The sequence below is a fragment of the Hydrogenophaga sp. genome (assembly GCF_050250835.1).
Lineage (GTDB): Bacteria > Pseudomonadota > Gammaproteobacteria > Burkholderiales > Burkholderiaceae_C > Hydrogenophaga.
Map to the genome: position 1 here is coordinate 69,409 of NZ_JBFWNX010000004.1, position 13,202 is coordinate 82,610.

13 protein-coding genes are annotated in these 13,202 nt (G+C 64.3%); 10 read left to right on the forward strand and 3 right to left on the reverse strand.

Annotated features, from left to right (window positions below):
* Positions 1-16 precede the first annotated feature (16 nt).
* From tldD to AB7F11_RS07010, 3 genes are all read left to right on the forward strand, one after another.
* Positions 17-1,477: a metalloprotease TldD gene (gene tldD / locus AB7F11_RS07000; RefSeq protein ID WP_428287950.1), complete on the forward strand. Its 1,461-nt coding sequence runs from the start codon at positions 17-19 to the stop codon at positions 1,475-1,477.
* A 208-nt stretch (positions 1,478-1,685) separates the two neighbouring features.
* Positions 1,686-2,819 (forward strand): 3-deoxy-7-phosphoheptulonate synthase, encoded by a 1,134-nt coding sequence (locus tag AB7F11_RS07005; protein ID WP_428287951.1) that lies wholly within the window; start codon positions 1,686-1,688, stop codon positions 2,817-2,819.
* Positions 2,820-2,895: 76 nt separating this feature from the next.
* The gene (locus tag AB7F11_RS07010) at positions 2,896-3,216 is read left to right on the forward strand and encodes a hypothetical protein (RefSeq protein ID WP_428287952.1); all 321 of its coding nucleotides are present in this window, start codon (positions 2,896-2,898) and stop codon (positions 3,214-3,216) included.
* Here AB7F11_RS07010 and mpl read toward each other — a convergent pair.
* Positions 3,210-4,664 (reverse strand): UDP-N-acetylmuramate:L-alanyl-gamma-D-glutamyl-meso-diaminopimelate ligase, encoded by a 1,455-nt coding sequence (mpl, locus tag AB7F11_RS07015; protein WP_428287953.1) that lies wholly within the window; start codon positions 4,662-4,664, stop codon positions 3,210-3,212. The two genes, AB7F11_RS07010 and mpl, sit on opposite strands and share 7 nt — an antisense overlap.
* An 89-nt stretch (positions 4,665-4,753) precedes the next feature.
* Between mpl and AB7F11_RS07020 the strand changes: the two genes are divergently transcribed.
* From AB7F11_RS07020 to AB7F11_RS07050, 7 genes are all read left to right on the forward strand, one after another.
* Positions 4,754-5,380, forward strand: a complete 627-nt coding sequence (locus AB7F11_RS07020) for a hypothetical protein (protein WP_428287954.1) — start codon at positions 4,754-4,756, stop codon at positions 5,378-5,380.
* The gene (locus AB7F11_RS07025; protein WP_428287955.1) at positions 5,377-5,904 is read left to right on the forward strand and encodes a TlpA family protein disulfide reductase; all 528 of its coding nucleotides are present in this window, start codon (positions 5,377-5,379) and stop codon (positions 5,902-5,904) included. The genes AB7F11_RS07020 and AB7F11_RS07025 overlap by 4 nt, the downstream gene beginning before the upstream one ends.
* A gap of 241 nt (positions 5,905-6,145) precedes the next feature.
* The gene (accB, locus tag AB7F11_RS07030) at positions 6,146-6,610 is read left to right on the forward strand and encodes an acetyl-CoA carboxylase biotin carboxyl carrier protein (protein ID WP_428287956.1); all 465 of its coding nucleotides are present in this window, start codon (positions 6,146-6,148) and stop codon (positions 6,608-6,610) included.
* A gap of 16 nt (positions 6,611-6,626) precedes the next feature.
* Complete coding sequence (gene accC, locus AB7F11_RS07035; RefSeq protein WP_428287957.1) at positions 6,627-7,976, forward strand: acetyl-CoA carboxylase biotin carboxylase subunit; 1,350 nt, start codon at positions 6,627-6,629, stop codon at positions 7,974-7,976.
* A gap of 7 nt (positions 7,977-7,983) precedes the next feature.
* A complete protein-coding gene (gene prmA / locus AB7F11_RS07040; protein ID WP_428287958.1) occupies positions 7,984-8,895 on the forward strand; it encodes a 50S ribosomal protein L11 methyltransferase in 912 nt (303 codons plus the stop codon).
* 35 nt (positions 8,896-8,930) lie between these two features.
* Entirely contained in the window at positions 8,931-10,016 is a 1,086-nt protein-coding gene (locus tag AB7F11_RS07045; protein ID WP_428287959.1) for a DUF3426 domain-containing protein, read from the forward strand.
* Between the two features lie 16 nt (positions 10,017-10,032).
* Positions 10,033-10,917 carry a carbohydrate kinase family protein gene (locus tag AB7F11_RS07050; protein WP_428287960.1) on the forward strand — a complete coding sequence of 295 codons (885 nt, stop codon included), beginning with the start codon at positions 10,033-10,035 and terminating at the stop codon, positions 10,915-10,917.
* 196 nt (positions 10,918-11,113) lie between these two features.
* Here AB7F11_RS07050 and AB7F11_RS07055 read toward each other — a convergent pair whose 3' ends face one another.
* Together AB7F11_RS07055 and AB7F11_RS07060 are read right to left on the reverse strand one after the other, a co-directional pair.
* Positions 11,114-11,644, reverse strand: coding sequence for a histone H1-like DNA-binding protein (locus AB7F11_RS07055; RefSeq protein ID WP_428288171.1), 531 nt, complete (start codon positions 11,642-11,644; stop codon positions 11,114-11,116).
* Between the two features lie 232 nt (positions 11,645-11,876).
* The gene (locus AB7F11_RS07060; protein WP_428287961.1) at positions 11,877-13,064 is read right to left on the reverse strand and encodes a ribonucleotide-diphosphate reductase subunit beta; all 1,188 of its coding nucleotides are present in this window, start codon (positions 13,062-13,064) and stop codon (positions 11,877-11,879) included.
* Positions 13,065-13,202 lie beyond the last annotated feature (138 nt).

Genomic DNA, 13,202 nt, shown 5'->3' on the forward strand with positions numbered 1-13,202 from the left:
TTCTTACAATGGCCCGATGATTGCTCGCGAACCCACCCTGGCCCGACTGGCCACCGCCCAGAACCTCCTGCTCGAACCTTTCGGGCTGAGCCCCTCGCATTTGCAGCGCGCGCTGGGCGAGATCATGTCGCACGGCGTGGACGACGCCGACCTGTATTTCCAGACCACGCGCAGCGAAGGCTGGAGCCTGGAAGAGGGCATCGTCAAGACCGGCAGCTTCAGCATCGACCAGGGCGTGGGCGTGCGCGCGGTCAGCGGCGAGAAAACCGCGTTCGCCTATTCCGACGACCTGTCGTGGGACTCGCTGCTCGATGCGGCCCACACCGTGCGTTCCATTTCGGCCCAGGGCCAGGGCCGCAAGGCGCGCGTGCCTTCGGCCAAGGTGGCGAAGTCGCGGTCGCTCTATCCCGGTATTGATCCCATTGCCACCCTCGACAGCACAGCCAAGGTGGCTCTGCTGGAAAAGGTGGAGCGTCTGGCGAAGGCCAAGGACCCGCGCGTCAAACAGGTCATGGCCGGCCTGGCGAGCGAATACGACGTGGTGCTGGTGGCGCGTGCCGACGGCACGCTGGCCGCCGACGTGCGCCCGCTGATCCGTCTCTCGGTGACGGTGATCGCCGAACAGTCCGGGCGACGCGAAGCCGGTTCGTCTGGCGGTGGCGGCCGCTACGGCCTGGCCTATTTCAACGATGAGATGGTCCAGTCTTACGTGGACGAAGCCGTCTCCTACGCGCTGACCAATCTGGATGCGCGCCCCGCGCCGGCCGGCGAGATGGTCGTGGTGCTGGGCTCAGGCTGGCCCGGCATCCTTCTGCACGAAGCCGTGGGCCACGGCCTTGAAGGCGATTTCAACCGCAAGGGCTCCGGCGCCTTTGCCGGCCGCATCGGCCAGCGCGTGGCGTCCAAAGGTGTCACTGTGCTCGACGACGGCACCATCGCCGACCGCCGTGGCTCGCTCAACGTGGACGACGAGGGTCACGCTTCGCAGCGCAACGTGCTCATCGAGGACGGCATCCTGCGCGGCTACATCCAGGACTCGATGAACGCGCGCCTGATGGGCGTGAAGCCTACCGGCAATGGTCGCCGCGAGAGCTACGCCCACGTGCCCATGCCGCGCATGACCAACACCTACATGCTCGGTGGCGACAAGGCGCCCGAAGAAATCGTGGCCAGTATCAAGAAGGGTCTGTACGCCACCAACTTCGGTGGCGGCCAGGTCGACATCACCTCCGGCAAGTTCGTGTTCTCAGCCAGCCAGGCCTACTGGGTGGAAAACGGCCAGATCCAGTACCCGGTGAAGGGCGCCACGCTGGTGGGCAATGGCCCCGATGCGCTGACCCGCGTCTCCATGATCGGCAACGACATGAAGCTCGACAGCGGTGTGGGCACCTGCGGCAAGGAAGGCCAGAGCGTGCCGGTGGGCGTGGGGCAGCCCACGTTGCGCATCGACGGCCTGACTGTGGGCGGTACCGCCTGACGGGCGCTTCCAGTTGCCTGTGCTACATTTCGATCCCATGTCTTCGCGCTTCTCCTTTTTTGCCTTTTACTTCTGGTTCTCAGTCCCCGGCGGACGAGAGGCGAGGCTGTAAGCGCATCACCGAATCTCGAAACAACCGCCGGAGCTGAAAAGCCCGGCGGTTTTTTTTCGTCCCTTTCCCATCCATCCCACCCTCAGGAGCTCCGTGATGACCGCGAAAAATGCCCCCGCCAGCAGCGACGCCTGGCACGCCCGTCCTGTCGACAAGACCAGCCAGACCGACGACGAACGCATCAAGGACATCACCGTGCTCCCCCCGCCCGAACACCTCATCCGCTTCTTTCCCATTGGCGGCACGCCGGTTGAGACTCTCATCAGCCAGACCCGGCGGCGCATCCACCGGATCCTGCATGGGCAGGACGATCGCCTGCTGGTGGTCATCGGGCCCTGTTCCATTCACGATCCGGCCGCCGCTCTGGACTACGCGCGCCGCCTCAAAGTCCTGCGCGAGAAGTACGCGGATTCGCTGGAGATCGTGATGCGCGTGTACTTCGAGAAACCGCGCACCACGGTCGGCTGGAAGGGACTGATCAACGATCCTTACCTGGACGAAAGCTTCCGCATCGACGAAGGTCTGCGCATGGCGCGCCAGCTGTTGATCGACATCAACCGGTTGGGTGTTCCCGCCGGCAGCGAGTTCCTGGACGTGATCTCGCCGCAGTACATCGGCGACCTGATCGCCTGGGGCGCGATCGGCGCGCGCACCACCGAAAGTCAGGTGCACCGGGAGCTGGCTTCCGGCCTGTCGGCACCCATCGGCTTCAAGAATGGCACCGATGGGAACATCAGAATAGCAACCGACGCCATTCAGGCGGCTTCGCGTGGTCATCACTTCCTTTCGGTTCACAAGAACGGTCAGGTCGCCATCGTGCAGACCAACGGAAACAAGGATTGCCACGTCATCCTGCGCGGCGGCAAGGCACCCAACTACGACGCCGCCAGTGTGGCAGCCTCGGTGAAGGAACTCGAAGCGGCCAAGTTGCTGCCGCGCCTGATGGTCGACTTCAGCCATGCCAACAGCAGCAAGCAGCATGAGAAACAGCTCGACGTGGCGCGTGACATTGCCAGCCAGATCGCCGGTGGTTCACGCAGTGTGTTCGGTGTGATGATCGAGAGTCACATCGAAGCCGGCGCCCAGAAATTCACGCCCGGCAAGGACAAGGTGGCAGACCTGAAGTACGGGCAGAGCATCACCGACGCCTGCCTGGGCTGGGTCGACTCGGAGCAGGCGCTGGAGATGTTGTCGGAGGCGGTGCTCGCAGCGCGCCGTGCGCGGGGCTGATTCGGTCCACCGGGGTTTCACGGGGTGGAGTTGGGAGCGGGCGCGGTTCACAATGGCTCCAACCAGGAGAATCGCCATGCGCAGCCAAGTCATCGTGAGCTGGGGTGAGCCGGCCACCTACCACTTCGACCTCGAGGAAGTGCAGCCCATGCCGCACGACCTGGCGCGCCATTGGCTCGACGAGCAGTTCACCTTCCTGGGCTGCGACCCGATCCGGCCGACCGGCAAGGTGCTCACCGCCGACAAGATTCTCTGTGTGGCGCAGGCGGCGGGCGAGATCCGTTTTCGTGATGCCGTGCATCGACCCTGGGCCATGGCATTCGCTCGCGCAACCAGCGCTGCGCTGGCCAAGCCGGTGGTGTCTGTGGACGTGCCCGGCCAGGCGCTGAATTACTGAGCTTGTAGCGCCGCGAGCAAGCGCTCGTGCACGCCGCCGAAGCCGCCGTTGCTCATGCACACGATGTGATCGCCCGCTTGCGCAGCAGCACTCACCATCTGCACCAGTTCGTCGATTCGGCTGCTCACCTGTGCGCGTGAGCCCATGGGCGCCAAGGCCTCGGCGGCGTCCCAGTCCAGCCCGCCGGAGTGGCAGAACGCCAGATCAGCCGCTTCCAGGCTCCAGGGCAGCTGCGACTTCATCGTGCCCAGCTTCATGGTGTTGCTGCGCGGCTCGAACACGGCCAGGATGCGCCCTGGCGAGGTGCCCAACCTCCGGTGCAGGCCATCGAGCGTGGTGCGGATGGCAGTGGGGTGGTGGGCGAAGTCGTCGTACACCGTGATCTCTCCACCGGGCCGCGCCACGGTGCCTCGCACTTCCATGCGGCGACGCACATTTTCAAACGTGGCCAGCGCGCGGGCTGCATCGGCAGGCGCCACGCCCACGTGTTCGGCCGCCGCGATGGCGGCCAGCGCATTGAGCTGGTTGTGGGTGCCTGTGAGCGCCCACTCCACCCGGCCCACGACCTGGCCCTTTTGCAGCACGTCGAAGGCGTGGGGTTCGCCGTGAGCGGTGAAATCGCTCACCGCCGCGCCGAAGCTGCGCAGTTCGCTCCACAGGCCTTTGTGTAGCACGCGCTCCAGGCTGTCCTCCAGCCCGTTGACGACCACCCGGCCGGTCGATGGCACGGTGCGCACCAGGTGGTGGAACTGCCGCTCGATCGCGGGGAGGTCGTCGAAGATGTCGGCGTGATCGAACTCGAGGTTGTTCAGGATCGCAGTGCGCGGCCGGTAGTGCACGAACTTGCTGCGCTTGTCGAAAAAGGCGGTGTCGTACTCATCGGCCTCGATCGTGAACACGGGAAGATGGGCCGACTTCGCCGCCGGGCCGCCCCAAGGCGAAACAGCCCCCTCGGGGCGCGTGGGGGCCGCATGACCCAGCCGCGCCGATACCTTGAAATTCATCGGAACGCCGCCGATGAGAAAGCCGGGCTCCAGGCCGCAGGATTCCAGGATCCAGGTCAGCATGGCGGTGGTGGTGGTCTTTCCGTGTGTGCCGGCCACGGCCAGCACATGGCGGCCTTGAAGCACGTGTTCAGCCAGCCATTGCGGTCCACTGGTGTAGGCCGCGCCGCTGTCCATGATGGCTTCCATCAGAGGGAACCTGGGTGTGCCGTCGGACTGCCCGGCCCGGCTGACCACGTTGCCGACCACGAAGAGGTCGGGCTTGAGCGCCAGTTGATCGGCGCCGAAGCCCTCGATGAGGTCGATCCCCAGTGCGCGCAACTGATCGCTCATGGGGGGATAGACGCCGGCGTCGCAGCCAGTGACGCGGTGTCCGGCTTCGCGGGCCAGGGCGGCCAGGCCGCCCATGAAGGTGCCGCAAATGCCCAGAATGTGTATGTGCATCCGGCGATTCTAGGGGGCTGGCGCAGTGCCTTTGCGGGTATGCGCTCGCGCTGGGCGCAGCACGGCCCAAGCGGGCACAATCGCCTCCCATGGATCTGCGCCGAGACGACATGACCGCCGAGATCGCTGCCGTGGCCGCCCGCTTCGTCGTCGACGAAGGGCTGGAGTACGCCGCGGCCAAACGGCGCGCGGTCAGGCAACTGGGCCTGCCTGCCCGCACCGCATTGCCCGACAACGCAACGCTGGAGGCGGCGGTGCGCGAAGACATCGCAGTTTTTTGTGCAGACCACCAGCCCGCCGAGTTGCGCGCCTTGCGCGAACTGGCGCTGGTATGGATGGACCGGCTGCAGACTTTTCGCCCGCACCTGGGCGGCGCCGTGTGGCATGGCACCGCCACGCGCCACAGCGACGTGTACGTCCAGCTTTTCTGTGACGACCCCAAAGCCGTCGAATGGACGCTGATCGACCACCGCGTGGAATACCACCCTGGCGAAGTGTCCGGCGGGCGCGGCGAGCCCGTTCAGGCCCTGAGCCTGCGCCACCGCAGCGAAGCCCTGGGCGAGTGGGTGCTGGTGCATCTGATGGTGTACGGGCATGACGACCTGCGGGGCGCCTTGAAGCACGATGCACAGGGTCGCAAGCCGCGCGGTGACGCGGCCGCGCTGCGCCGGCTGCTGGCCGACCAGGGTGAAGCGCGCCACGAGGACGCCACATGAAACTGCGGCGGCGCACCTTGGGCATGGCGGGCGTGGCGCTGGCGGCGGCTGGCGCGGGTGCGTGGTGGTCGCAACGCCGGTTTCAGCTTCGGCCGGTGCTGGACAAGGCGGAGGCGGCCTTCTGGCAGGGTGAGTTTGACGGACCCGATGGCGGGAAGGTGCGTGTGGCCGATTTCCGTGGCCGGCCGCTGCTGGTGAACTTCTGGGCCACATGGTGCCCGCCCTGTGTGGAGGAGTTGCCGATGCTCAATGCGTTTCAACTGGCGCAAGCCGCACGTGGCTGGCAGGTTCTGGGCCTGGCGGTGGACCAGCCAAGTGCGGTGCGCTCGTTTCTGAAGAAGCTGCCACTGAAATTTCCGGTGGGCATGGCCGGTTTCGGTGGCACCGAACTCAGCCGCACGCTGGGCAATCCCTCCGGCGCCTTGCCCTTCAGCGTGGTCTTCGGTGCTTCGGGCGAGGTGCAGCACCGCAAACTCGGCAAAGTGTCCGATGCCGACCTGAACCAATGGGCCGAGCTGGGCTGATGCGATGGCGACCTTTGGTCATCCCGCAGGGAATATCGTGTAAATCGAGGTAAATTCCGACTTCTTTCAAAAAGTCGGCGGGACCGGGGGGCAGATCGAACGGGCATCGAAGCCGCCCTGGAGCCGGTGGAGAATCCGCCACCGTCGTGTACACTGCGGCACCCCGGCGAATTGATGTGCGTTCACTTTCAGCAAGTTGAATGCTTTTAAATCAATTTGACCGAAATTCGTTGGAGAAAACATGGATTTAAGAAAACTGAAGACACTGATCGACCTCGTGTCCGAGTCGAACGTGTCGGAACTTGAGATCACCGAAGCCGAGGGCAAGGTGCGCATCGTCAAGAGTTCGCCGGTGGTAGCAACGGCCCCCGTCACTTACAGCATGGCGCCGGCACCCGTGGCGCCCCCTGTGATGCCCGTGGTGGAGGTGACGCCCGCCCCGGCAGCTGCGGCCACCCCTGCGGCGCCCGCTGGCCACACGGTGAAATCACCCATGGTGGGCACCTTCTACCGCGCCTCCAGCCCGGGCGCCAAGCCCTTCGTCGAGGTGGGGGACAGCATCAAGGAAGGCGAAACCATCTGCATCGTCGAGGCCATGAAGATCCTCAACGAGATCGAGGCCGACAAGTCCGGCACCGTGACCCAGATCCTGGTGGAAAACGGCCAGGCAGTGGAATATGGTCAACCGCTCTACGTGATCGAATAAAGAAGACGCCGATTCCATGTTCAAGAAAATCCTGATCGCCAACCGGGGAGAGATTGCGTTGCGCGTCCAGCGCGCCTGCCGGGAAATGGGCATCAAGGCGGTGATGGTGTACTCCGAGGCCGACCGCGACGCCAAGTACGTGCGCCTGGCCGATGAAGCGGTCTGCATCGGACCGGCACCCAGTGCCCAGAGCTATCTCAGCATGCCGGCCATCATTTCGGCCGCGGAGGTCACCGATGCCGAAGCCATCCACCCTGGCTACGGTTTCCTGTCGGAAAACGCCGACTTTGCCGAGCGCGTGGAGAAGAGCGGCTTCACCTTCATCGGCCCCACGCCGGATTCGATCCGCATCATGGGCGACAAGGTCTCGGCCAAGCAGGCCATGATTCGCGCGGGCGTGCCCTGCGTGCCCGGTTCGGAAGGAGCCTTGCCCGACGATCCCGTGGTGATCAAGCGCACTGCCAAGGCGGTGGGCTATCCCGTGATCATCAAGGCGGCTGGCGGCGGCGGTGGTCGCGGCATGCGTGTGGTGCATACAGAGGCGGCGCTGCTGCACGCGGTGCAGACCACCAAGGCGGAAGCGGGCGCGGCCTTCGGCAACCCCGAGGTCTATATGGAGAAGTTTCTCCAGAATCCGCGCCACATCGAAATCCAGATCCTGGCCGACCAGCACCGCAATGCGGTCTACCTCGGTGAGCGTGACTGCTCCATGCAGCGCCGCCACCAGAAGGTGATCGAGGAAGCGCCAGCGCCCGGCATTCCGCGTCGCCTGATCGAGAAGATCGGCGAGCGCTGCGCCGCGGCCTGCAAGAAGATCGGCTATCGGGGTGCAGGCACCTTCGAGTTCCTGTTCGAGAACGGCGAGTTCTACTTCATCGAGATGAACACGCGCGTGCAGGTGGAGCACCCCGTGACGGAGTGGATCTCTGGTGTGGACATTGTGCGCACGCAGATTGCAGTGGCCGCTGGCGAAAAACTGCCTTTCACTCAGCGGCAGATCCAGTTGCGCGGGCATGCCATCGAGTGCCGCATCAACGCCGAGGACGCCTACAAGTTCACGCCCTCGCCCGGTCGCATCACGACCTGGCACGCGCCGGGCGGGCCCGGCGTGCGGGTGGACTCACATGCTTATGCCAATTACTTCGTGCCGCCCAACTACGACTCCATGATCGGCAAGATCATCGTGCACGGCGACACGCGCGAACAAGCGCTGGCGCGCATGCGCACGGCGCTTGCCGAAACGGTCATCGAAGGCATCAAGACCAACATCCCGTTGCACCGCGAGCTGATGGTGGACGCCAGCTTCGTGGCGGGCGGCACCAACATTCACTACCTGGAAGAGTGGCTGTCCCAACGTGAGCGCTGAAGCATCCATGCTGACCCTGCCGCCGGCAGGGACCCTTTTCGAACTGGTCCTCCTTGTGCCCGAGGCGGCGGTGGACGACGTGGGTGATGCCTTCGTGGCGCTGGATGCCCTGAGCGTGTCGGTGGAAGATGCCGACGCCATGACCGACGCGGAGTCGGCGCTGTTCGGCGAACCCGGCATGCCGCCCCCCAAGGGAGGCTGGCAGCGCTCGCGCGTGGTGGCGCTCTTCCCCACCGAGGCGGCGGCCAAGGAGGCAGCGGCCTTGCTCAAGTTGCAGGATTTTTTTGAAGGCTGCGTGGTGCAGGGCGTACGCGCTGTGCTGGAACAAGACTGGGTGCGGCTGACCCAGTCGCAATTCGAACCGGTGGCCATCACGCCGGCGTTCTGGATCGTGCCCACCTGGCACGAGCCGCCCGCCGCCGCAGAGCAGGTGATCCGGCTCGACCCCGGCCTGGCCTTTGGCACTGGCACCCATCCCACCACGCGCATGTGCCTGCGCTGGATCGCGAAGCACCCGCCCCTGGATCAACGCGTGCTCGACTACGGTTGTGGCTCGGGCATTCTGGCCATCGGCGCAGCGAAGTTCGGTGCGCGCGAGATCATCGCGGTGGACATCGACCCTTCGGCGGTCGAGTCGACCCGGCTCAATGCCGAGGCCAACCATGTGCAGATCGGCGCTGGTTTGCCGAATGCAGCTTCCGGCGAACACGACCTGGTGTTGGCCAACATCCTGGCCACGCCCTTGCGGGTGCTGGCGCCACTGCTTTGCGCCCACGTCCGACCGGGCGGATACCTGGTGCTCGCCGGCATTCTCACGCGCCAACTCGACGAGTTGCGCAACGCCTATGCGCCCTGGATTGCGCTTGAAGTGAGCGACGAAGAGGACGGCTGGATCCTCATGACCGCACGCAAGGCCTGAGCTTTTGAGCGGCGAGCGCCTGCAATAATCGGCGCATGAGTTTCACCACCCGTTGCCCCGCGTGCGGAACGATGTTCAGGGTCGTTGCCGACCAGCTGAAGATCTCCGAGGGCTGGGTGCGTTGCGGCCATTGCGCCGATGTGTTCGACGCCACGCTCTACCTGCAGCCATGGACGGCCCCGGGCTCCGCCACCGAATCCGACAGCCCTGGGCAAGACGCGCCCGCGCCCGAATACGACCTCGACGCCGAACCCGAAACCGCCATCATGGAGGATTCGGAGATGTCGGGTGAGTGGGCCGAGCTGGAGGGTTCGCACAGGTTTCAGGATGCTTCCGAGGAGCTGGCACCACCACCGTTGGCGCAAGCGCCGCAGGCCACGGACGCCGATGACGACACCGATGACTCCGAGGTGTCGGACTTTCACACCGATCTGCAACGCTTCGCCGCCGGCGTGGGGCGAACCGGGGACCCCGAGTTTGACGACTCGTCCAACGGGATTGCGGCAGAGGTCAGCGCTGCGGCAGAAGCCGCTCGCGGCGCTCCCAGCACCAACGCGGGCCCGTCAGGATTCGAGGGCAGTGGGCTCGATGACCCAGAGGCGGTGCCTGGTTTCGTGCGACAGGCTCGCCGCCGAGCGTTCTGGTCGTCCAGAGGCATGCGTGCATCGCTCGCCTTGCTGGCCTTGTTGCTGGGGGTCCTGCTGATCGGGCAACTGGCCCTGCACGAGCGCGACCGACTGGCGGCGGCGCGGCCAGACCTGCAACCCCTGCTTCAGCGTGCCTGCGATGCATTGGGTTGCCGACTGGCGCCGGTGCGACGCATCGACGCCATCGTCATCGACAGCACCGCGCTGGTGCGCCGACTGGGCGACTTCTATTCCTTTGACCTCGTGCTCAAGAACACCGCCTCGATGCCGCTGGCCCTGCCCGCGCTCGAACTCAGCCTGACCGACACACGTGATCAGGTGATTGCGCGCCGTGTTTTCCTTCCCGAAGAGTGGCCTGATGCACCCTCGTTGCTGCCCGCCCAGGGTTCGGTCAGCGTGAGCCTGCGCCTCTCCCTCTCACTGGGAGACGCTTCACCCATGGCGGGTTATCGCGCCCTGGTTTTTTATCCCTGATCACGGAAACCTTCACATGCCCATTCTCGTTTGTGGCTCGCTGGCCTTCGACACCATCATGACTTTCGAGGGTCGCTTCGCCGAGCAGATCCTGCCCAGCCAGTTGCACATCCTCAACGTGTCCTTTCTGGTGCCCGGCCTGCGCCGCGAGTACGGCGGCTGCGCTGGCAACATTGCCTACGGCTTGCGGCAACTGGGTGCACAAGCCGTTCCCCTGGCCATGCTTGGCAACGACGGGCAGGAATACCTGGAGCGATTGCAGGCGTTGGGCGTGGACACGAGCCACGTGTCGAAGGCCGCCGACAGCTACACCGCGCAGGCCATGATCATGACCGACCGCGACAACAACCAGATCACCGCGTTTCACCCCGGCGCGATGTCGATGGCCCATGACAACCCTGTGCCGCCACGCAGCGACCTCTCGGTTGCCATCATCTCGCCCGATGGCCGCGAGGCCATGCTCACCCATGCGCGCCAGTTGCACGCGGCGGGCGTTCCCTTTGTGTTCGATCCGGGGCAAGGGCTGCCCATGTTCAACGGGGAAGAACTGAGGCAATTCATCGAGCTGGCCACCTGGGTCACGCTCAACGACTACGAGGCCCAGATGCTTTGCGACCGCACCGGTCTCACGCTGGACGCCATCGCGACGCAGGTGAAAGGGCTCATCGTCACGCTGGGCGCGCAGGGGTGCGATGTATGGGATGGCGCGAACAAGGTACACGTTCCGGGCGTTGCTGCCTCGGAGGTGGTGGACCCGACGGGGTGTGGCGATGCTTTTCGCGCGGCGCTGTTGCACGGCCTTGAACAGGGCTGGCCCCTGCAGCGCTGTGTCGAGCTTGGCAACCGCATGGGAGCGACCAAGATCGCCAGCCGTGGTGGCCAGAACTACACGCTGAACTGAAGCACCCCCTGCGCGCCATCGGCGCTCACCCCTGAGAGCGGGGGGGGCGACACCTGGGGCCGTCGGATCGGGACATTCGATGTCCCTGGAATGGACCGTTTCCTGCGGTGCGGGTCCTGCCCCGGCCCGGTGAAGAACAGAAAAGAAAAAGCCCGGCGCTTTCGCGCCGGGCTGCAGGGTCATCTCAACGAGTACTTCAGGGCTTGCTGGACGTGGGGAACGGCCAGGCAGCCTGAGGGTTGAGCTTCGTCTGCGCCGCAGGTGCTGCAGCAGGGGCTGCCGGCTTCTTGGCCGGCTCAGCTTTTTTTGCTGGGGCTGCCTTTTTCGCGGGGGCCTTCTTCGCGGCGGCCTTTTTAGCAGGAGCCTTTTTTGCAGCGGCCTTCTTCGCAGGCGCCTTCTTCGCAGCGGCCTTTTTAGCAGGGGCCTTCTTTGCAGCGGCTTTCTTCGCCGGCGCCTTCTTGGCCGCAACCTTCTTCGCAGGCGCCTTCTTGGCAACGGCCTTCTTCGCCGGAGCCTTCTTCGCTGCGACCTTCTTGGCCGGAGCCTTCTTCGCCGGAGCTGCCTTCTTCTTGGCCGGTGCGGCTTTCTTCGCCGGGGCCTTCTTCACAGCGACCTTCTTGGCCGGAGCCTTTTTGGCCGGAGCTGCTTTCTTCGCAGCGGGTTTCTTGGCCGGAGCCTTCTTAGCCGGTGCGGCCTTCTTGGCCGGGGCTTTTTTTGCAGTTGCCATTGTTTTCTCCTTGATCAAGTTGCAATGAGCACTTCATCCGGTCTTGTCGCCGGTGAAGTGATTCAGCACCCTGGAGCCGCGCGGATGCATCCGCGGCTGGCCCCAAGGCGTTGAATCCTGTGACAAGACCCTGCCACCGGTGCCAGCGCGCCGGGTACAGGGTCTTGAATGAGCGGAATACATTTCAATGTCAGGTTGTGGCGGGCAATGCAGCCCCGGCTGTCGTGTGGCATCAATCCCAGGAAAGTGCCCCGCCGGACTGGTATTCGATCACGCGGGTTTCAAAGAAATTGCGTTCCTTCTTGAGGTCGATCATCTCGCTCATCCAGGGGAACGGGTTTTCCTCATTCGGGAACATCGGCTCCAGGCCGATCTGCGTGGCGCGCCGATTGGCGATGTAGCGCAGGTAGCCCTTGAACATCGAAGCGTTCAGACCGAGCACGCCGCGAGGCATGGTGTCTTCGGCGTAGCGGTATTCGAGTTCGACGGCTTTGAGGAACAGCTCCTTGATCTCGGCCTTGAATTCGCTGGTCCACAACATCGGATTTTCCATCTTGATCGCGTTGATCAGATCAATGCCGAAATTGCAATGCATGGATTCGTCGCGCAGGATGTACTGGTACTGCTCGGCGGCACCGGTCATCTTGTTCTGGCGACCCAGCGCCAGGATCTGGGTGAAGCCGACATAGAAGAACAGGCCTTCCATGAGACAGGCAAAAACGATCAGGCTCTTGAGCAGGGTCTGGTCGGTTTCTGGCGTGCCGGTGTGGAAGTTGGGGTTCATGATCGCCTCGATGAAGGGGATCAGGAACTCGTCCTTGTCTCGGATGGACTGGACTTCGTTGTAGGCGTTGAAGATCTCGGACTCGTCCAGACCCAGCGATTCCACGATGTACTGGTAGGCGTGCGTGTGGATCGCTTCTTCAAATGCCTGGCGCAGCAGGAACTGGCGGCATTCAGGCGCGGTGATGTGGCGGTAGGTGCCCAGCACGATGTTGTTGGCGGCCAGCGAATCGGCCGTGACGAAGAAGCCGAGGTTGCGCTTGACAATGCGGCGCTCGTCTTCGGTCAGGCCGTTGGGGTCCTTCCAGAGCGCGATGTCGCGGCTCATGTTCACTTCCTGCGGCATCCAGTGGTTGGCGCAGGTGGCGAGGTATTTTTCCCAGGCCCATTTGTATTTGAAAGGGACCAGCTGGTTGACGTCGGTCTGGCCGTTGATGATGCGCTTGTCGGCCACGTTGATGCGGCGTGCGGGCGCGGTCGTGGCGACGGCCTTGGGTGCAGAAGCGGTGGGGATCGAAGCGGAGAAGATGGGGGCGCGCTCACTGGGCAGTGAGGCTTGCAGACCCGACATGCCGGTGGGCAGTGGGCTGATCGCTGGCTTCGATGAGGGCGTGATTTGGTCGTCCCAGGTCAACATAGATTTGTCCAATGCTCGGATTATCAAAGTGTCTGCTTGAAATGCAAAGTGATCATGTGCGTTGAGCGCAATTTGTGTTGCGGTGTTGCATCGAATGCGAAATGCATTCGACCGCATCCGCATGCGTCAACGCACACA

Bases quoted from the DNA above. Each gene is read 5' to 3' on its own strand.
- AB7F11_RS07055 (WP_428288171.1), bottom strand. From the start codon at position 11,644: ATGGCAACTGCAAAAAAAGCCCCGGCCAAGAAGGCCGCACCGGCTAAG.
- mpl (WP_428287953.1), bottom strand. From the start codon at position 4,664: ATGCACATACACATTCTGGGCATTTGCGGCACCTTCATGGGCGGCCTG.
- AB7F11_RS07045 (WP_428287959.1), top strand. From the start codon at position 8,931: ATGAGTTTCACCACCCGTTGCCCCGCGTGCGGAACGATGTTCAGGGTC.
- accC (WP_428287957.1), top strand. From the start codon at position 6,627: ATGTTCAAGAAAATCCTGATCGCCAACCGGGGAGAGATTGCGTTGCGC.
- AB7F11_RS07010 (WP_428287952.1), top strand. From the start codon at position 2,896: ATGCGCAGCCAAGTCATCGTGAGCTGGGGTGAGCCGGCCACCTACCAC.
- AB7F11_RS07005 (WP_428287951.1), top strand. From the start codon at position 1,686: ATGACCGCGAAAAATGCCCCCGCCAGCAGCGACGCCTGGCACGCCCGT.
- AB7F11_RS07060 (WP_428287961.1), bottom strand. From the start codon at position 13,064: ATGTTGACCTGGGACGACCAAATCACGCCCTCATCGAAGCCAGCGATC.
- tldD (WP_428287950.1), top strand. From the start codon at position 17: ATGATTGCTCGCGAACCCACCCTGGCCCGACTGGCCACCGCCCAGAAC.
- accB (WP_428287956.1), top strand. From the start codon at position 6,146: ATGGATTTAAGAAAACTGAAGACACTGATCGACCTCGTGTCCGAGTCG.
- AB7F11_RS07020 (WP_428287954.1), top strand. From the start codon at position 4,754: ATGGATCTGCGCCGAGACGACATGACCGCCGAGATCGCTGCCGTGGCC.
- AB7F11_RS07025 (WP_428287955.1), top strand. From the start codon at position 5,377: ATGAAACTGCGGCGGCGCACCTTGGGCATGGCGGGCGTGGCGCTGGCG.
- prmA (WP_428287958.1), top strand. From the start codon at position 7,984: ATGCTGACCCTGCCGCCGGCAGGGACCCTTTTCGAACTGGTCCTCCTT.
- AB7F11_RS07050 (WP_428287960.1), top strand. From the start codon at position 10,033: ATGCCCATTCTCGTTTGTGGCTCGCTGGCCTTCGACACCATCATGACT.